Annotated in this window: 20 protein-coding genes; 6 read left to right on the top strand and 14 right to left on the bottom strand. The window is 67.7% G+C overall.

Features of this window, described 5'->3' with window-relative positions:
* Positions 1-11: 11 nt before the first annotated feature.
* The 3 genes from C8K36_RS15275 to C8K36_RS15265 form a co-directional block, all read right to left on the bottom strand.
* Positions 12-2,270: a polyribonucleotide nucleotidyltransferase gene (locus tag C8K36_RS15275; protein WP_107985359.1), complete on the bottom strand. Its 2,259-nt coding sequence runs from the start codon at positions 2,268-2,270 to the stop codon at positions 12-14.
* 275 nt (positions 2,271-2,545) lie between these two features.
* Positions 2,546-2,815, bottom strand: a complete 270-nt coding sequence (gene rpsO / locus C8K36_RS15270) for a 30S ribosomal protein S15 (RefSeq protein WP_031939812.1) — start codon at positions 2,813-2,815, stop codon at positions 2,546-2,548.
* Between the two features lie 135 nt (positions 2,816-2,950).
* Positions 2,951-3,922 (bottom strand): bifunctional riboflavin kinase/FAD synthetase, encoded by a 972-nt coding sequence (locus C8K36_RS15265; RefSeq protein WP_107985358.1) that lies wholly within the window; start codon positions 3,920-3,922, stop codon positions 2,951-2,953.
* Between the two features lie 182 nt (positions 3,923-4,104).
* On the opposite strand from C8K36_RS15265, the gene C8K36_RS15260 reads away from it, so the two are divergent.
* Positions 4,105-4,782, top strand: coding sequence for a metal-dependent transcriptional regulator (locus C8K36_RS15260; protein ID WP_107985357.1), 678 nt, complete (start codon positions 4,105-4,107; stop codon positions 4,780-4,782).
* Positions 4,783-4,838: 56 nt separating this feature from the next.
* Positions 4,839-5,249 carry a hypothetical protein gene (locus C8K36_RS15255; RefSeq protein WP_107985356.1) on the top strand — a complete coding sequence of 137 codons (411 nt, stop codon included), beginning with the start codon at positions 4,839-4,841 and terminating at the stop codon, positions 5,247-5,249.
* 8 nt (positions 5,250-5,257) lie between these two features.
* Here C8K36_RS15255 and truB read toward each other — a convergent pair whose 3' ends face one another.
* The 11 genes from truB to rimP form a co-directional block, all read right to left on the bottom strand.
* Entirely contained in the window at positions 5,258-6,187 is a 930-nt protein-coding gene (gene truB, locus C8K36_RS15250) for a tRNA pseudouridine(55) synthase TruB (RefSeq protein ID WP_107985355.1), read from the bottom strand.
* A 24-nt stretch (positions 6,188-6,211) separates the two neighbouring features.
* Entirely contained in the window at positions 6,212-6,871 is a 660-nt protein-coding gene (gene npt, locus C8K36_RS15245; RefSeq protein ID WP_107985354.1) for a 4'-phosphopantetheinyl transferase Npt, read from the bottom strand.
* A 29-nt stretch (positions 6,872-6,900) separates the two neighbouring features.
* The gene (locus C8K36_RS15240; RefSeq protein WP_107985353.1) at positions 6,901-7,824 is read right to left on the bottom strand and encodes a metallophosphoesterase family protein; all 924 of its coding nucleotides are present in this window, start codon (positions 7,822-7,824) and stop codon (positions 6,901-6,903) included.
* Positions 7,825-7,828: 4 nt separating this feature from the next.
* A complete protein-coding gene (locus C8K36_RS15235; RefSeq protein WP_301331713.1) occupies positions 7,829-9,136 on the bottom strand; it encodes an MATE family efflux transporter in 1,308 nt (435 codons plus the stop codon).
* A 64-nt stretch (positions 9,137-9,200) separates the two neighbouring features.
* Entirely contained in the window at positions 9,201-10,202 is a 1,002-nt protein-coding gene (locus tag C8K36_RS15230) for a DHH family phosphoesterase (RefSeq protein WP_107985351.1), read from the bottom strand.
* 13 nt (positions 10,203-10,215) lie between these two features.
* Entirely contained in the window at positions 10,216-10,680 is a 465-nt protein-coding gene (rbfA, locus tag C8K36_RS15225) for a 30S ribosome-binding factor RbfA (protein WP_107985350.1), read from the bottom strand.
* A gap of 64 nt (positions 10,681-10,744) precedes the next feature.
* Positions 10,745-11,035, bottom strand: coding sequence for a DUF503 domain-containing protein (locus tag C8K36_RS15220; protein ID WP_107985349.1), 291 nt, complete (start codon positions 11,033-11,035; stop codon positions 10,745-10,747).
* Between the two features lie 99 nt (positions 11,036-11,134).
* Positions 11,135-14,053, bottom strand: a complete 2,919-nt coding sequence (infB, locus tag C8K36_RS15215) for a translation initiation factor IF-2 (protein WP_107985348.1) — start codon at positions 14,051-14,053, stop codon at positions 11,135-11,137.
* Positions 14,054-14,277: 224 nt separating this feature from the next.
* Positions 14,278-14,592: a YlxR family protein gene (locus tag C8K36_RS15210; RefSeq protein WP_107985347.1), complete on the bottom strand. Its 315-nt coding sequence runs from the start codon at positions 14,590-14,592 to the stop codon at positions 14,278-14,280.
* Between the two features lie 44 nt (positions 14,593-14,636).
* Positions 14,637-15,668 carry a transcription termination factor NusA gene (nusA, locus tag C8K36_RS15205; RefSeq protein WP_107985346.1) on the bottom strand — a complete coding sequence of 344 codons (1,032 nt, stop codon included), beginning with the start codon at positions 15,666-15,668 and terminating at the stop codon, positions 14,637-14,639.
* Positions 15,665-16,234: a ribosome maturation factor RimP gene (rimP, locus tag C8K36_RS15200; RefSeq protein WP_107985345.1), complete on the bottom strand. Its 570-nt coding sequence runs from the start codon at positions 16,232-16,234 to the stop codon at positions 15,665-15,667. The genes nusA and rimP overlap by 4 nt, the downstream gene beginning before the upstream one ends.
* A 227-nt stretch (positions 16,235-16,461) precedes the next feature.
* On the opposite strand from rimP, the gene C8K36_RS15195 reads away from it, so the two are divergent.
* The 4 genes from C8K36_RS15195 to C8K36_RS24845 all read left to right on the top strand — a co-directional run bounded on the left by C8K36_RS15195 (position 16,462) and on the right by C8K36_RS24845 (position 18,393).
* Positions 16,462-16,956, top strand: coding sequence for a hypothetical protein (locus tag C8K36_RS15195; RefSeq protein WP_258195430.1), 495 nt, complete (start codon positions 16,462-16,464; stop codon positions 16,954-16,956).
* Positions 16,953-17,399 (top strand): ferritin-like domain-containing protein, encoded by a 447-nt coding sequence (locus C8K36_RS15190; RefSeq protein ID WP_107985344.1) that lies wholly within the window; start codon positions 16,953-16,955, stop codon positions 17,397-17,399. Before C8K36_RS15195 ends, C8K36_RS15190 begins: the two co-directional genes overlap by 4 nt.
* 86 nt (positions 17,400-17,485) lie before the next feature.
* A complete protein-coding gene (locus C8K36_RS15185) occupies positions 17,486-17,974 on the top strand; it encodes a nuclear transport factor 2 family protein (protein ID WP_107985343.1) in 489 nt (162 codons plus the stop codon).
* A 266-nt stretch (positions 17,975-18,240) separates the two neighbouring features.
* Entirely contained in the window at positions 18,241-18,393 is a 153-nt protein-coding gene (locus tag C8K36_RS24845; RefSeq protein WP_181319574.1) for a hypothetical protein, read from the top strand.
* Positions 18,394-18,435 lie beyond the last annotated feature (42 nt).

The following is an 18,435-nucleotide window of genomic DNA, read 5'->3' as shown; positions in this document are numbered from 1 at the left end:
CTGTGGCCGACCTACTCGGCTGCGGCGTCACCCTCGGCGAGGGCGGCGGAGTCGTCCGCAGCATCCTCCACGGGGATCAGCGAGATCTTGCCGCGGTTGTCGATGTCGGCGATCTCGACGCGGAGCTTGGAGCCCACGCTGACGACATCCTCGACCTTGGCGATCCGCTTGCCGTTGCCCAGCTTCGAGATGTGCACCAGTCCGTCGCGGCCCGGGAGCAGCGAGACGAACGCGCCGAAGGCGGTGGTCTTGACGACCGTGCCGAGGAAGCGCTCGCCCACCTTGGGCAGCTGCGGGTTGGCGATGGCGTTGATCATGTCGATCGCAGCCTGCGCGGACGGACCGTCCGCTGCACCGACGTAGACCGTGCCGTCATCCTCGATCGAGATGTTGGCACCGGTCTGCTCGGTGATCGAGTTGATCATCTTGCCCTTGGGGCCGATGACCTCACCGATCTTGTCCACGGGCACCTTGATGGTGGTGATGCGCGGCGCGAACGGGCTCATCTCGTCCGGCGCGTCGATGGCCTCGGCCATGACCTCGAGGATCGTGGTACGGGCATCGTGTGCCTGCGACAGCGCGCCGGCCAGCACCTTCGAGGGGATGCCGTCGAGCTTGGTGTCGAGCTGCAGGGCGGTGACGAAGTTCTTCGTGCCCGCGACCTTGAAGTCCATGTCACCGAAGGCATCCTCGGCGCCGAGGATGTCGGTGAGCGCGACGTAACGCGTCTCGCCGTCGACCTCGTCGGAGACGAGGCCCATCGCGATACCGGCGACCGGAGCCTTCAGCGGCACACCGGCGTTCAGCAGCGACAGCGTCGAGGCGCACACCGAACCCATCGAGGTGGAACCGTTGGAGCTCAACGCCTCCGAGACCTGACGGATGGCGTACGGGAACTCTTCCTGGCTCGGCAGCACCGGCATGAGGGCGCGCTCGGCGAGAGCACCGTGGCCGATCTCGCGACGCTTCGGCGAACCGACGCGGCCCGTCTCACCGGTGGAGTACGGCGGGAAGTTGTAGTGGTGCATGTAGCGCTTGCTGGTCTCGGGGCCCAGCGAGTCGATCTGCTGCGCCATCTTGACCATGTCGAGGGTGGTGACGCCCATGATCTGGGTCTCGCCACGCTCGAACAGTGCCGAACCGTGCGCACGCGGGATCACGGCGACCTCGGCGGACAGCGACCGGATGTCGGTGATGCCACGGCCGTCGATGCGGAACTGGTCGCGCAGGATGCGCTGGCGCACAAGCTTCTTCGTCAGCGAGCGGAACGCGGCGCCGATTTCCTTCTCACGGCCCTCGAACTGCGGAGCCACCTGCTCGAGCACGGCGGCCTTGACCTCGTCGGTCTTGTCGTCGCGCTCCTGCTTGCCGGCGATGGACAGCGCAGCCGTGAGCTTCTCGGTGGCAGCTGCCTCGACGGCGGCGTACACGTCGGGCTGGTAGGCCGGGAACACCGGGTAGTCGCCGGTGGGCTTGGCAGCCTTCTCGGCGAGTGCCTGCTGCGCGGCACACAGGCTCGCGATGAACGGCTTGGCAGCCTCGAGGCCCTCGGCCACGATCGCCTCGGTCGGCGCCTGCGCGCCGCCCTCGATCAGGTCGATGACGTTCTCGGTGGCCTCGGCCTCGACCATCATGATGGCGACGTCACCGGACTCGACGACGCGACCCGCGACGACCATGTCGAAGACCGCGGTCTCGAGCTGCTCGACGGTCGGGAAGGCGACCCACTGGCCGCTCTTGTTCTCGTCCGACGTGATGAGTGCGACGCGCACGCCACCGACGGGGCCGGAGAACGGCAGGCCGGCGATCTGCGTGGACGCGGACGCGGCGTTGATCGCGACGACGTCGTACAGGTCCTTGGGATCGAGGCTCAGGACGGTGACGACGACCTGGATCTCGTTACGCAGGCCGTCGACGAACGACGGACGCAGCGGCCGGTCGATGAGGCGGCACGTGAGGATGGCGTCGGTGGAGGGACGACCCTCGCGACGGAAGAACGAGCCGGGGATGCGGCCCGCGGCGTACATGCGCTCCTCGACGTCCACCGTCAGCGGGAAGAAGTCGAAATGCTCCTTGGGCTGCTTGCTGGCCGTGGTGGCCGACAGCAGCATGGTGTCGTCGTCGAGGTAGGCGACGACGGCGCCGGCGGCCTGCTGTGCAAGGCGGCCGGTCTCGAAACGAATGGTGCGGGTGCCGTAGCTCCCGTTGTCGATGACGGCAGAGGACTCGAACACGCCCTCTTCGACCTCTACTGCGGTGTTGTCTGTCATTACTTTTCTTCTCTTCCCTCTCGTCTTTTGCCGTTTCCGCATGGGCGCCACGACCCTCCTGGTCGCGGCTGCACTTCCCTCGCAACGCGGAGGCGGCCGTCGATCGAAGCCTGCCGGATGTCTCGATCCGGAGGGCCACTACCGAGGGCCGTCGCCACTGCTGCAGGTGCGGGCGGCGGTGGTGTTGCAAACACCGATAGCCAACGAGGCTCAGTCTAAACAGTGCCTCGCTGGCTATCGGTGAGGTCGGCGAGGCGACTCGCCGTGAGCGCGTCTTATCGGCGCAGGCCGAGACGCTCGATCAGCGAGCGGTAACGCGCGATGTCGACCTTCTGGACGTACTTGAGCAGACGACGACGGCGTCCGACCAGCAGCAGCAGGCCGCGGCGGGAGTGGTGGTCGTGCTTGTGCATCTTCAGGTGCTCGGTGAGATCGACGATGCGCTTGGTGAGCATGGCCACCTGCGCCTCCGGCGAACCGGTGTCGGTCTCGTGCAGTCCGTACTCGCCGAGGATCTGCTTCTTCTGCTCGGTGGTCAATGCCACTTGGTGCACTCCTGTAACTGACGTCCGCGTGAAAGGAAATCGGATATCCCGGGTTGCCCCCGAACATCCGACGGGCGTGGCCGCCACGAACCGCAGCACACACCAGCGGGAAATCTTACCAGGCCGCTCGGGGCCTCAGCGATCGGCCGCTTCCGCAAGGATCGTGCGCGCCTTCTCGGCGTCGCGGCCCATCTCCTCGATGAGCGCGTCGACCGAATCGAACTTCTCCATCCCGCGCACACGCTGGACGAAGTCGACCGCCACGTGCTGGCCATAGAGGTCGGCCTCGCGGTCGAGGACGAAGGCCTCGACCGTGCGGGTCCGCCCGGAGAAGGTCGGGTTCGTGCCGACCGACACCGCGGCCGCGTACCGCTTGCCCGGTTCCACCGCGCCCTCGACAGGACCGGGCCCGAGCACCGTGAACCATGCCGCGTACACGCCGTCGGCGGGAATCGCCGAGTACATCGGCGGTGCGATGTTCGCGGTCGGGAAGCCGAGACCACGCCCACGCCCGTCCCCGTGCACGACGACACCCTCCACACGGTGCGGACGGCCGAGCGCTTCGGCCGCCGCCGAGACGTCACCGGCATCGACGCACGAACGAATGTAGGTCGAGGAGAACGTCACCGCGTGTTCCGCGAGCAGGTTCACGCCGTCGACCGCGAACCCGAAGCGTGCGCCGGTCTCGCGCAGCAGATCCACGTTCCCGGCCGCCTTGCGCCCGAATGTGAAGTTGTCCCCGACGACGACCTCCGAGACATGGAGACGCTCGACGAGAATCTCGTGCACGTAGCGCTCGGGCGAGAGCTTCATGAACTCGGTCGTGAACGGCATGACGCAGAAGACGTCGATGCCCAGCTCTTCGGCCAACTCGGCGCGCCGCGGCAGCGTCGTCAACTGCGCCGGGTGGCTACCCGGCCGCACGACTTCCGCCGGATGTGGATCGAATGTCATGAGCACACTGGGGATTCCGCGCCTCCGCGCCGCCTCGACCGCGCGGGAAACCAGTTGCGCGTGCCCACGATGCACACCGTCGAAAACGCCGATCGTCAGGACGCAACGCCCCCAGTCCGCCGGCACATCGTCCAGACCTCGCCATCTCTGCACAGGTGGCAGCCTACGGCCACCGCACACGCCGGTCACGTCCGGACCGACCCTGCGCCACGAATTCGCTGATCATGTTGCGCAATCGTCGAACCGAGACGGGAGGTGATGTGTGCCGCACGTGACTGTTGCCTAAGCTCGTAACCGTGGCCACGCAGAAATCAGACGCACCCGCACCGAGTGAGGTGACCCGACCGGAGACCTTGTCGTCGGTGGCACAGGACTACCTCAAAGTCATCTGGACCGTCCAGGAATGGTCGCGAGATCGGGTGTCGACCAAGCTGCTGTCCGAGCGGATCGGTGTCTCCGCCTCCACGGTGTCCGAGGCCATCCGCAAGCTGTCCGACCAGGGGCTCGTCGACCATGCCCGCTACGGCTCAATCGCGCTCACCGACGCCGGCCGGTCCGCCGCGGTGTCCATGGTGCGCCGGCACAGGCTGATCGAGACCTTCCTGGTCAACGAACTGGGCTACGGCTGGGACGAGGTCCACGACGAGGCCGAGGTGCTCGAACACGCCGTGTCCGACCGCATGATCGACCGGATCGACGCCAAGCTGGGCTTCCCCGAACGCGATCCGCACGGCGACCCCATTCCCGCCGCGGACGGATCGGTGCCCACTCCCCCCGCGCGTCAGCTGAGCGACTTCCAGGACGGCGACTCCGGACGGGTCGCCCGCATCTCCGACGCCGATCCCGCGATGCTCCGCTACTTCGACTCGGTCGGGATCGCGCTCGATACGGAAATCACAGTGGTCGAGCGACGCGACTTCGCCGGGACCGTCTCGATCCGGCTCGGTTCGACCGACCAGGCCGGGACCGTCGACCTCGGCGACCCGGCCGCACAGGCGATCTGGCTCGTCTAGGCTCGGCTCACGCGTCCCGCAGCCGAGTCGGGAAGCCGATCGAGACGAGGTTCGCGATGAGCACAGCCGTCCGCCGCACCGCCCGCATCGCCGCGTCAGTGTGTGCGGCCGCGACCGTCGCGCTCGCCGGCGCCGGGGTCGCCTCCGCGGACGAATGGCCCACGCCGCCGCCGTACCCGAGTCCGTTGGACCCGTTCGACTACAACGGCTTCCTCACCCCGGCCGACCTGAACTACTGGAACCCGTTCGTCAGCCAGAACCGGCTCACGTCTCCGTTCGGAACCAGCACGCGCATCGTGTGCACCGGCTTCCACGGCGTCCTGCTGGAGTGCTGGCAGGCCGACCGCGAGGGCAACCCGCACAAGCTGGTCAAGCTCGCGATGGACTACCCCGGGTCGATGGGCGCGAGCCTTCCCGGTGGCGGACCGGGCCACTTCGTCTACCCGGGTTTCATTCCGGGTAGCTGACGCGCTCGCTACTGCAGCGTCGCGGGCCGGACGACCATCACCGAACTGGCTCGCTTGCCACGTTCCTGAATCAGCGCGATGGTGTGCCCGCCCGGGTCGATCGCCGCGTAGATCTCCTTGCAGCCGATCGGTTCGAGCCAGCGTCCCTGGCTGATCGACTCGGCTTCCTCGGCACTGATCTGCCGGTGCGGGAACGCGGTCTGCGCGGCCTGGTCGATATCGAGGCTGACGGCCGGATCCTCCGCCAACTCGTCGAGCGTGCGCGCGTGCTCGAGGGTGAACGGCCCGACGCTCGTGCGGCGCAACGCCGTCAGATGACCACCGACCCCGAGCGCGGCCCCCAGGTCGCGGGCGAGCGCACGAATGTAGGTTCCCGACGAGCAATCGACGTCGACGTCGAGGTCCACGAAAGAACCGCCGTCTGCTGCCGCAACGTCGCGGCGCGCCAGAATCTCGAACTTCGAGACCGTCACGGGCCGCGCCGCGAGCGTGACCTCCTCACCCGCCCGGATGAGGGCATGGGCGCGCTGACCGTCCACCTTGATGGCGCTGACGCTCGCGGGCACCTGCTGAATGTCGCCGGTGAGTCTCGCGACCTCGGCGGCGATCTGCTCGTCGGTGATACCGGACGCGTCGGCAGTCGACACCGTCTCGCCCTCGGCGTCGTCGGTGGTCGTGGCCTGCCCCAACCGGATGGTCGCGCTGTACGACTTGGTCGTCAACGCCAGTAGACCCAGCAGCTTGGTGGCTCGCTCCACGCCGAGGATCAGCACGCCGGTGGCCATCGGGTCCAGGGTGCCGGCATGCCCCACCTTGCGGGTATTGAGCAGCTTCCGGCAGCGCGCAACGACGTCATGGCTGGTCATCCCAGCTTCCTTGTCGACGATCAGCAGGCCGGCGCCGACGAGGCCGGAGGACGGTTTCTGAGACTTGGACACGTGATCCGATTCTGCCAGCGCCGGTCAGCTCACCGAAATTGCCGTGACGATCAGCCCGTCCGAGACGAGCCACCGACCGTCGAACGCGACGAGCGGCGCCGATCCGTCCGCGGTGCCGCCGGGCACCAGCAGCTCGGAACGGAAAGTGCCGGTGCCGCCTTCTCCCTCGGCGAACGTGATGTGCGCGTCCTCGAAACCGAGCCAGCGGCCGGTGAGCGGGAACCAGGCCTTGTAGGTGGCCTCCTTCGCGCAGAACAGGAGACGGTCCCAGTGAACCACTGTCGGGTCCGCCGAGCCGAGCCAATCGCGCTCCTGCGGCAGGCTCACCGCATCCAGGACACCGTCGGGCAGAGGCCCGTTCGGTTCGGCGTCGATACCGATGCTGCGTACCTGCATCGCGTAGCCGAGGACCGCGGCCCGGTAGCCGTCGCAGTGGGTGAGGCTGCCGACGATTCCGCGCGGCCACACGGGAGAGCCCATGTCGCCGCGCAGGATCGGCGCCGGCTCCGCGCCCAGGTCCGCCATCGCGAGCCTGGCGCAGTGGCGGGCGCCGATGAACTCGCGGCGACGCTTCTCGACCGCCTTCGCGATGAGCGACGCCTCCTGCGGGTGCGGTTGCAGACCGGGTGGATCCTCGAACAGTTCCGCGGACTTCACACCGGCCGGCAGAATACGCTCGATCAATCCCGTTCTCCTGGACTCGGTTCCGGCGGTCATCGCTGAGCCCGCATGCGCTCGTACTCGGCTTCCTGCTCCGCGGTGATCGTGAAGTGGCCGCCGAACTTGTTGAGAGTGCCCGGCGCGTACTCGGGCACCGGCAGGATCTGCCGCAGCAGCTTGTCGGGGAGGCCGCGGCGCTGCCACTCGCGCGGGTAGCCCACGGACACCTCCTCGAAGCGGACGCCGTCGTAGTAGGTGGTGCGCGGGATGTGGAGGTGCCCGTAGACGCAGCAGGTGGCGTTGTAGCGGGTGTGCCAGTCGGCCGTCTCCACTGTTCCGCACCACAGCGCGAACTCCGGGTAGTAGAGAACCTCGGTCGGCTGGCGGACCAGCGGGAAGTGGTTGATCAGGACGGTCGGAATCGACGAGTCCAGCGCATCGAGTCTCGCCCGGGTCTCGGCGAGGCGGGCCCGACACCACGCGTCGCGTGTCGCGTACGGCTCCGAGGACAGCAGGAACTCGTCGGTGGCGACGACGTTCTTGTCGCGGGCGATCCTCAGTCCGTCGGCCTTGTCGACGGCCCCGTCCGGCAGGAACGTGTAGTCGTAGAGCAGAAAGAGCGGCACGATCGTGGCGGGGCCGCCGTCGCCTTCCCACACGGGGTACGGGTCCTCCGGGGTGATCACGCCGATCTCCCGGCACATGTCGACCAGGTAGTCGTAGCGGGCCCTGCCGTGCATCTGAACGGGATCCTTCGCCGTGGTCCACAACTCGTGGTTGCCTGGCACCCAGATCACCTTCGCGAACCGACTCTTCAGTAGCGTCAGCGCCCAGCGAATGTCATCGGTCTTCTCCGAGACATCGCCGGCGACGATGAGCCAGTCGTCCGGCGAATCCGGGAAGATCTCCTCGGTGATCGGCCGATTACCCCGGTGCCCGACGTGTGTGTCGCTCACCGCCATCAGTTTGCCTGCCACACCACTACCCTTTCGCCTCCTGCAGTTGGCGGTCGGAGCCTCCGACGGCCCAGCGACCCGACGCGGCGCGCCACAGCACCGCCACCATCCGCAACACCATGAACACGGTAAGCCCCGTCCAGATTCCTGCGAGGCCCCAGTCCCACGCCAGTGACGCCCAGATGAGCGGCAGGAACCCGACCAGGGCGCACGCCAGCGTGGCCGTCCGGAGGAAGGCCGCGTCTCCCGCGCCGAGAAGAACGCCGTCCAGTGCGAACACGATGCCCGCCACCGGCATGATTCCGACGAAGAACCACCACGCGACCGACGTCTGGTCGAGCACGTCGGGGTCACCGGTGAACAGGGTCGGAATGAACTTGGCTCCGACTGCGAACGCCAGCGCCAGGACCGTCGCGAACACTGCAGACCAGCGAGTGATGCGCCACGCCAGGCGATTCGCGCCACGCACATCACTGCGCCCCAGCGCGGCACCGACGAGTGTCTGCGCGGCGATCGCGAGTGAGTCGAGAGTCAGGGCGACAAGATTCCACAGCTGGAGCACCACTTGGTGTGCCGCGACCGAGGCCGCCCCGAAACGGGACGCGACCGCCGCCGCGGAGAGGAAACACGCCTGGAACGCGAGGCTACGCAGGATCAGGTCTCGGCCGAGAACCATCTGGGCCCGCATCACCGCCGGACGGGGGCGGAGCGACAGCCGCGCGCGCAGCAACGCCACGCCGAACAGCACCGCCGAAGTAGCCTGGCCCGCCACGTTCGCGACCGCCGAACCCGCCAGTTCCCAGCGTGGCGCCCCTGCCACACCGTGAACGAGCAAGACGCAGAGAATCACCGAGACCACCTGCCCCGCAAGGACGAAGCGCAGCGGACGCATCGTGTTCTGCACCCCGCGCATCCAGCCGTTGCCGGCCATCGCCACGAGAATCAGAGGCGCCCCGAACACCGCGATCCGCAGCCACTGTTCAGCCTCCGCGGCGATGTCTCCCGACCCGGCGATCACAGCCGTGATCGGTCCCGCGAACAATTGGACGAGTACGACCACGACCGCCCCGATACCGAGCGCGAGCCAGGTCGCCTGGACGCCTTCCGCAACCGCCTCGCGCTCGCGGCCCGCTCCGTGCAGACGCGACGCCCGCGCCGTTGTGCCGTACGAGAGGAATGTCAACTGTGTACTGACCTGGGCGAGAATCAGTCCACCGACCGCGAGACCTGCGAGCGCGAGGGCCCCGAGATGCCCGACGACCGCGATGTCGAGGAGTAGATAGAGCGGTTCCGCCGCGAGGACGCCGAGGGCGGGCACCGCGAGCCCGAGAATCCGGCGCGGCCCTACGTCCGTCGCCTCGCGATCGGAAGCGGGGCCCTCCGCGGTCCCGGTCAACTCAGCCGAGGGTTTCGCGCAGTGCGCAGATGGCGGACTCGACGGGGCCGCTCACGGTGTAGCCGGCCGCGAATCGATGGCCTCCGCCACCGAGACGCTCGGCCACAGCCGCGACATCCACCGTCTCCTTCGAACGCAGCGACACCGACCACGAGCCCGGAGCGGACTCCTTGAACACGGCCGCCACCTCGGCCTCGGAGGTGGTGCGCACGATATCGACAACGCTCTCGACCTCCTCGGAGCCGAGTCCGGCGGAGTCGGTGCATCTGATCGCGGCGTGCACGAGACCCCTCCCCTGGGCGGCCTCGGGAACGAGCACCGCCGACGAGAGCACCGCGCCGAGCATCGGAAGCCAGCCGAACGGATGGGTGTCGAGCAGTGTGCGCGCAATAGCGGCACCGTCTATACCCGTGCCGAGCAGGCGCTCCGCGAGAGTGTGCGTGCCTGGCTGCACCCACCGGAACGATCCGGTGTCCGTCACCAGACCCGCATACAGGCAGTGTGCGAGATCGGCGTCGATCTCGACGTTCCACAGGTCGAACAGACGAGCCAGCACGGCCGTGGTGGCCTCTGCGGAATCGTCGATCAGGTCGAACATCCCGTAGCGAGTGTTGGACCGGTGATGGTCGATCACCAGCGACCGCCGGGCACCGCCGAGCCGCGACGCGAGCGCGCCGAGACGCCCCGCGCTGCCGCAGTCGACGGTCACCAACAGATCCACGGACTCGGCGACGTCCTCGGCCGGCACCAGGAGGTGCCTACCCGGTAGGCCGGACATCGATACCGGCAGCCGGTCAGGCGTCGCGAACGACACCTGTACCGGAATGCCCTTGCGCTCGAGCACGATTCCGAGTGCCAACCCACTGCCGATGGTGTCGGCATCGGGCTGGACGTGACACAGGACGGTCGCCGACGTCGCACCCTCCAACAGCCCGATCACGTCCTGCAAGGACACGTGTCGCGATGTGAGGGTCGGCGTCGTGGATTCCGGGCAGTGAGTCATGACGGCCTCGGGGTCAGTTGTCCTCGTCGGCGGCGTCGTCCGAGACGTCACGCTGTTCCTTGTACGGGTCGGCGTCGCCGGCAGGCTTAGCATTCTCCCGAGCGCGGGCCACCGCATCGTCCGCGGCGCGTGCCCGAGCGAGGAGTTCCTCCATGTGCCGTGCGGTGTCCGGCACCGTATCGGCGACGAAGGTCAGGGTGGGCGTGAACCGCACACCGGTTCCCGCGCCGACCTTGGAACGCAGAACGCCCTTGGCCTTCTCGAGGCCCGCAGCGGCGCTGACGACGTCCGGCTCGGAGTCGATGTTCTCGCCCATCACGGTGTAGTACACCGTGGCGTCGTGCAGGTCCGCCGTCACCTTGGCGTCGGTGATGGTCACGAGGGCAAGACGTGGGTCCTTGATCTCGTGGTCGATCGCCGTCGCGACGATCGTGCTGATGCGCTTTGCGAGCCTGCGTGCGCGTGCAGGATCTGCCATGGCAATCAGTCTCCTCTCCCGGGTTTGTCCAGCTGTGTCCAGCGTCAGCCCGCGCTAGACGGTGCTAGTCGTTGGGGCCGAAAATTCTTCGTCGAACTGCAAGTAGTTGCAGTTCGGGTCGTCCGGCGACGTGCCGCTCGCACTGATCGAGCACCTCGTGGACATGTCCCACCCCTGAACTTGCCACCGCGACACCGAGCAACGCCCGCCGGTAGCGGTCGTGCTCACCTGTCTCCGCAGCAGACACGCCATATCGTCGCAATTCGGTCAGGACCGGCCGCACGAGCGACCGCTTCTCCTTCAATGACCGCACATCGCCGAACAGGATGTCCATCTCGAGCGCGCCGAGAAACACCAGTCCTCCCTCCGGTGCAGAGACGTGTCGACCCCGGCAGAGCCGGAGTGTCCCTCCCCGGTGGCACGAGGCCACCGGGGAGGGACACGTTCGGTGCGACTAGTCCCGCGGCTTCTCGCGAAGCTCGTAGGCCTCGATCACGTCGCCGACCTTGATGTCGGAGTACGTGACGGTCAGACCACACTCGTAGCCTTCGCGGACCTCGGTCGCGTCTTCCTTCTCCCGCTTGAGCGAGGAGATGGTGACGGTCTCGGCGATCACCTTGTTGTCGCGCAGCAGGCGTGCCTTCGCGTTGCGACGCATGATGCCCGAGGTGACGAGGCAGCCGGCGATGTTTCCGACCTTCGACGAACGGAACATCGCGCGGATCTCGGCCTTGCCGAGCTCCACCTCTTCGTAGACCGGCTTGAGCATGCCCTTGAGGGCCTTCTCGACCTCGTCGATGGCCTGGTAGATCACCGAGTAGTACCGGATGTCGACACCCTCGCGGTTCGCCAGCTCCGTCGCCTTGCCTTCGGCACGGACGTTGAAGCCGATGATGATCGCGTTGGACGCGGACGCCAGGTTGACGTTGGTCTCGGTGATGCCACCGACACCGCGGTCGATCACACGCAGCTGCACCTCGTCGTCGATCTGGATCCCCATGAGGGCCTCTTCCAGCGCCTCGACGGTGCCGGAGTTGTCGCCCTTGAGGATGAGGTTGAGCTCGTTGTGCTCCTTGAGCGCGGCATCCAGATCTTCCAGGCTGATGCGCTTGCGGCTGCGGGCAGCGAGCGCGTTGCGCTTGCGTGCATTACGCCGATCTGCGATCTGCCGGGCGATCCGGTCCTCGTCGACCACGAGCAGGTTGTCGCCTGCGCCGGGGACCGACGTGAAGCCGACGACCTGGACGGGACGCGAAGGCAGAGCCTCCTCGACATCGTCGCCGTGCTCGTCGATCATGCGACGGACGCGGCCATAGGCGTCGCCCGCGACGATCGAGTCGCCGACCCGAAGCGTGCCGCGCTGGATGAGCACGGTCGCGACGGGACCACGGCCACGGTCGAGGTGCGCCTCGATCGCGACACCCTGGGCGTCCATGTCCGGGTTGGCGCGCAGATCCAGGGAGGCATCCGCGGTCAACAGCACCGCTTCCAGGAGGGCATCGATGTTGGTGCCCTGCTTGGCGGAGATGTCGACGAACATGGTGTCGCCGCCGTACTCCTCGGTGACCAGTCCGTACTCGGTCAGCTGCTGACGGATCTTGTCCGGGTTCGCGCCTTCCTTGTCGATCTTGTTCACCGCGACCACGATCGGCACGTCGGCCGCCTGGGCGTGGTTGATCGCTTCCACCGTCTGCGGCATGACGCCGTCGTCGGCTGCGACCACGAGAATCGCAAGGTCGGTGGCCTTGGCACCACGCGCACGCATGGCCGTGAAGGCCTCGTGACCCGGGGTGTCGATGAACGTCACCAGACGCTCGTTTCCGTCCAGCTCGGTCAGCACCTGGTAGGCGCCGATGTGCTGGGTGATGCCGCCGGCCTCGCCCTCGCGGACGTTGGCCTTGCGGATCGTGTCGAGCAGGCGGGTCTTGCCGTGGTCGACGTGACCCATGACGGTGACCACCGGCGGACGCGACGCGAGATCGTCCTCGTCGCCTGCGTCCTCGCCGTAGGTGAGGTCGAACGACTGGAGGAGCTCGCGATCCTCGTCCTCGGGGCTGACGACCTGGACGACGTAGTTCATCTCGCCGCCGAGAAGCTCCAGCGTCTCGTCGTTGACCGACTGAGTTGCCGTGACCATCTCACCGAGGTTGAACAGCGCCTGCACGAGTGCGGCGGGGTTCGCATCGATCTTGTCTGCAAAGTCCGACAGCGACGCGCCGCGGGCGAGACGGATGGTCTCGCCGTTGCCACGGGGCAACCGCACGCCGCCGACGGCGGGCGCCTGCATGCTCTCGTACTCGGCGCGCTTCGCCCGCTTCGACTTACGGCCACGACGCGGGGCACCACCGGGGCGACCGAACGCACCCGCTGCACCGCCACGACCGCCGGGACGACCGCCACCGCCACCGGGGCGACCGCGGAAACCACCGGGTGCACCTGCACCTGCACCTGCACCGGGAGCACCACCGGGAGCGCCGCCGGGAGCGCCGCCGCCGCGGTAGCCACCGCCACCGCCGCCGGGACGACCACCGGGAGCACCCGGACGACCGCCGCCGGGACGACCGGCACCGGGCGCCGGACGCGCCGCACGCTGCGGCATTGCACCCGGGTTCGGGCGCGGAGGCATGGATCCGGGGCTAGGACGGGGGCCGCCCTGACCCGGAGCCGGACGCGGTCCACCGGGACCTGCAGCCGGACGCGGAGCGCCGGGAGCGCCGGGACGCGGGGCGCCGGCCTGCGGGCCCGGACGGGGACCACCGGGACGCGGAGCGCCCGGAGCGGGACGCGGAGCCGGACGCTCGGCGGGTGCCGACGAGTACGGGTTGTTTCCGACGCGCGGCGTCTTGGGACCGGGGCGCGGACCACCGGGCTTGGGACCCGGGGCAGCCGGTGCCGCCGGAGCAGCGGGTGCTGCCGGAGCCTGAGCAGCCGGTGCCTGAGCAGCCGGTGCCTGAGCAGCGGGGGCCGTCGGCGCCTGCGGAACGGGCTTGGGAGCCGGTGCCGGCGTCGGTGCCGGACCCGGACGCGGTCCGGGAGTCTGCGCTGCCGGAGCACTGGATGCTGCGGGCTGCGCGGGGGTTTCCGGCGCGGCGGGAGCCGCCGGTGCCGGCTTGGGGCCGGGGCGCGGGGCGCCCGGCTTCGGGGCGGAAGCGCCGGGGACACCGGGCTTCGCCGACGGGCGTGCTGCGTCGCCGCCTTCCGGCTTTGCATTCGCCGACGGGAAGGACTCCCGCAGACGACGCGCGACCGGGGCCTCGACGGTGGACGACGCCGACTTCACGAACTCGCCCTGCTCCTTGAGCCGTGCGAGTAGTTCCTTACTTGTGACACCGAGTTCTTTTGCCAACTCGTGCACGCGGGCCTTGCCTGCCACTGCTCTCCTCTACTGAGAGGTCGAGCGAGCGACTGTGCCCGCACGACCTCGGTTATCTCCGAAGGACGTTCATCGCTGGTGCTTCACGGTGTGCTCATGAGTGCTTGTGCCTGTTCTCTGAGGTACTGCTCGATGTTCTCGAGTGTTTATGCAACCCGAGTGGGCTCGAGTGGTACTGCGTCCCGCGTTATCACTGTCGTGCTCGCACAGGTTCGAATGACTGGCTACGACAACTCGGTGTCCTCGACCAAACGATCGAGTTCCGAGGAGTCGAGACTTCCTGACACCCGCAGTGCTCTGCCGAATGCTCGGCGCCGCCCCGCTTCACTCAGGCATTTCGAGTCCGGGTGCAGCCATGCACCTCGACCCGGGAGCCTGTGCTTCAGATCGGGAGTGAGGACGAATCCGCCGGATTCGGCCTCCCGTGCCACGACCCTGAGCAGGTCGGTGGCCAGCACTTTCTGTCTACATCCGACACATGTCCTTTCCGGAATTCCGGCTCGGACACGCGTCGACACAGACAGTTCACGCTGAACCATCGACCACTCTACCGCTGTATACCCGCGAATTCCGCATTCTGTTCCTAAGCACCCGTCGTTTCGCGACCGACCTGTGACTCGGGGTCCGATGCCGCATCGCTACGGATATCGATGCGCCATCCGGTCAATCGCGCAGCCAGACGTGCATTTTGCCCCTCCTTGCCGATCGCCAGCGACAGCTGGAAATCGGGGACGACGACCCGCGCGGCACGCGCCTCCGGGTCGACGACAGTGACGGACACCACTTTCGACGGCGACAGTGCGTTGCCCACGAACCTCGCCGGATCCTCGTCGTAATCGATGATGTCGATCTTCTCGCCGGCGAGTTCGCTCATCACGTTCCGGACGCGCTGACCCATCGGGCCGATGCACGCGCCCTTCGCATTCAGGCCGGGAACACGCGAGTAGACCGCGATCTTCGAGCGGTGGCCGGACTCGCGGGCCACCGCAACGATCTCGACAGAGCCGTCGGCGATCTCGGGGACCTCGAGAGCGAACAACTTTCGCACCAGGTTCGGGTGCGTGCGTGACAGCGTGATCTGCGGTCCGCGCTGGCCGCGCGACACCCCGACGACGTAACACTTGATCCGGTCACCGTGCTCGTAGGTCTCACCCGGCACCTGCTCGGCCGGAGGGATGAGACCCTCGGCGCCGTTCGCCTCGCTGCCGATCCGGACCACGACCATGCCGCGCGCGTTGGCGCGGTTGTCGCGCTGGATCACGCCGCCGACGATCTCGCCCTCATGCGTCGCGAACTCGCCGAAGCTCCGCTCATGTTCCGCATCGCGCAGGCGCTGCAGGATCACCTGACGGGCGGTGGTCGCCGCGATCCGCCCGAACCCCTCGGGGGTGTCGTCCCATTCCTCACCCACCCGATTGCCGTCGGCATCGACGTCGCGAGCCATCACCCGAACGACACCGGACTTGGTGTCCACGTCGATGCGGGCGTGGGGCTGGTGCCCCTCGGTGTGCCGGTATGCCGTCAGCAGGGCCGTCTCGATCGCGGAAATGATGGTGCCCGCGGAGATTCCCTTCTCGGCCTCGATTGCGCGCAGTGCTGCGATGTCGATATTCACTTGTCCGACCCTTCTTCGTTCACTTCGTTCGACGCTTCCACGTCAGCAGGCGCCACTCGACCCTCGGGAATACCACCCGCGAGTTCGAGCTCCTTCGCGTCCGGACGCGAGAACTCCACCTGCACAACAGCTTTCCGGACATCTTCGAGTTCCACCCGGCGCACGACCGGACCACCCTTGGCCTTGACCACCACGTCGACGCCGCCGTCCGCCAGCTGTCCGACCCGGCCGGTCACCGACTCCTCCGCGAGTTCGATGAGAACCTTGCGGCCCTGCGCACGGCGCCAGTGCCGTTCCTCGGTGAGGGGCCGGTCGATCCCGGGCGAGGTCACCTCGAGTGTGTACGGAGACTCCCCGAAATCGGAGACGGAATCGAGCACCTCGGAGATGACGTGACTGAGACGAGCCACCTCGTCCAGCTCGAGACCAGTGTCACTGTCGACCATCACACGCACCGAACTGTGTCGACCTGCGAGGGTGACGGTGACATCCTCGAGGTCGTAGCCCTCACGACCGATGGGATCAGCGAGAAGCTCGATCACTCTCTCCCTCGACGGCACCGGCATCTGGGACGCTCCTCGCTTCAGTTGTAGTCATTGCTGACGTGCGGCGATCCCACCGTGCAACGCCTTCGACGAAGCACGACAAGACACACCACCGGTTGGACTGTGGAGACTCAAGGGTATCGCGCCCCGCGAGTGGTTGTGACCAGCCTGGGGCACGATCAGCCGACGCCCGCCCTCGCGACCTGCTCGGTACCACCGATCGGCTCACGGCCTGGCACGATGATCAAGTGCGAACGACCTTCCTCTCCACCCCGGTGTCGCGGCGCGCCGCGTTGCGCGCCGTGGGCGGCGCAGCGCTCGGAGCTACCGCGCTGACCCTGCTCACCGCCTGCTCGGATGCCGGTAGCGCCGACACCCCAGCAGAGGTGGATGCACTCACCGAGCAGGCACGTTCCGCTCGACGCGACGCTGCGAATGCGACGGCCGCGATCGCCACGCGCCCCGATCTCGCGGCGGCTCTCGGCGTGATCGCCGCGGAGCGGACAGCCCATGCAGATGCGCTGGACGAGGAGATCGCGCGGGTGGGCGGAGCCCCGCCATCCTCCACGGCCCCCACGACACCGGTCACCGCGCCTCCGGGCGTCGACCAGATGCGGGCCGATCTGGCCACTGCGCAGCGCGATGCCGCGAAGCTGGCGCGGACGCAGTCCGGTTACCGGGCCGGCCTCCTCGGTTCGATCAGCGCGTCGTGCGCCGCACAACAGGTGGTGTTGCTCCCGTGAGTTCCCGTAGTCCCGGCCCCGAACAGCAGGCCCTGATCGAGGCGCTGCAAGCCGAGTATGCGGCCGTGTTCGCCTACGGCATCGTCGCCGCCTTCTCGAACACCAACCGTGCGGACCTCGTCGCCTCGAACACCGCGGCCCACCGGGCCCGCCGCGACGCGACGCTCGACGCGCTGGCAGCCGCCGACGTCGACGCACCGGAACCGGAGGCCGGCTACACGATCCCGTTCGCGGTATCGGACCCCGTCTCCGCCGCGCAACTTGCCGCGCAGATCGAGTCGGACACCGCCGTCGCCTGGCGTTCGGTGATCGAACGCAGCCAGTCCGAACACACCCGCGAGGTGGGCGTCACCGCCCTCACCGAAGCCGCTGTCCGCGCAGGGAACTGGCGCGCAATCCTCGGCGTGGCGCCCGCGACGACGGCATTCCCCGGCCAGCCCTGAGTTCTCCGCTGAGCGGGAAAGAATCTCGCGGTTCGCGTTACAAGGCCTAGGTTTTGTGACACAGATCGCAACCGAGAGGATTTCCCGTGACGGAACGCACCATCGAACAGCGCCTCGACGACCTCGAGCGCATCGAGGCCATCAAAGCCCTCAAGCATCGCTACTTGCGCGCGTGCGATGCAAAGGACGCCGACACCTTCCGCGCGTGCTTCATCGACCGCGGCGCCGTGATCGACTACGGCCCGCTCGGCAAGTTCGACGACGCCGACCCCATCGCCGAGGTCTTCCGCACCATCGCGCTGCAGAAGGTCGACGGCAAGAACGTCATTCTCGACATGCACCACGCGTTCCACCCGGACATCACCCTGCACGGCGACGAACTCGCCTCGGGCAAGTGGACTCTCGCCTTCCGTCAGGTCAACCTCATCGACAACACCGAGACCGTCCGCTCGATCGAGTACGTCGACGAATACGTGATCGAGAACGGCGAGTGGAAGATGTCGAAGTGCCAGTCGATCACACTGTGGTCGATGACCCGTCCACTCGGCGAGGGCACCGTCGTCACCGAAGGCTGATCAGCCCCTTCGGATCCCACGGCACGGCGCAGTTCACCCTGCGCGGCTGCATCGGTGTATCCGACTGTTTGCCGTCGGAGTGAAGCGGGGTTTGCGCCTAGGGGATTCGTCCCCGACACGGGCACCCCGGGGCTATCCCCTATCGATCCCCCCAATTGCCCCCTAACCTGCCACTCATCCCTCCCGTGGACGTTCCCGCGCGCTGTCCAATGACAACCGACACCGCACGGTGTCGACCCTGGATCGAGCGACACATAGGAGCAACGATGTCCATCTCAGCGATCTTCTCAGCCCTGCTCTCCGCGATGTTCGGCGCCAATGTCGGATTCGGATCGGAGGGCGACGGCAGTGCTGCGGGCTCCACCGGTGGAGCGAACGGCGGCGGCCAGGGTGGCGGCGGCTTCAACTTCGGATCCTGATCCTCCGCTCCTGAAATCCACAGCTCGACATGCGTGAGGGGA

Source organism: Rhodococcus sp. OK519 (genome assembly GCF_003051005.1).
GTDB lineage: Bacteria > Actinomycetota > Actinomycetes > Mycobacteriales > Mycobacteriaceae > Prescottella.
Note: the sequence above shows the minus strand (reverse complement) of the source record. Positions and strands in the feature narration are given on the sequence as shown.

Excerpts from the sequence above, each read along its gene's own strand:
- C8K36_RS15275 (WP_107985359.1), bottom strand. The coding sequence starts at position 2,270 with ATGACAGACAACACCGCAGTAGAGGTCGAAGAGGGCGTGTTCGAGTCC.
- C8K36_RS15255 (WP_107985356.1), top strand. The coding sequence starts at position 4,839 with ATGAGCACAGCCGTCCGCCGCACCGCCCGCATCGCCGCGTCAGTGTGT.
- C8K36_RS15230 (WP_107985351.1), bottom strand. The coding sequence starts at position 10,202 with ATGACTCACTGCCCGGAATCCACGACGCCGACCCTCACATCGCGACAC.
- rbfA (WP_107985350.1), bottom strand. The coding sequence starts at position 10,680 with ATGGCAGATCCTGCACGCGCACGCAGGCTCGCAAAGCGCATCAGCACG.
- C8K36_RS15210 (WP_107985347.1), bottom strand. The coding sequence starts at position 14,592 with ATGGTTCAGCGTGAACTGTCTGTGTCGACGCGTGTCCGAGCCGGAATT.
- rimP (WP_107985345.1), bottom strand. The coding sequence starts at position 16,234 with ATGCCGGTGCCGTCGAGGGAGAGAGTGATCGAGCTTCTCGCTGATCCC.
- C8K36_RS24845 (WP_181319574.1), top strand. The coding sequence starts at position 18,241 with ATGTCCATCTCAGCGATCTTCTCAGCCCTGCTCTCCGCGATGTTCGGC.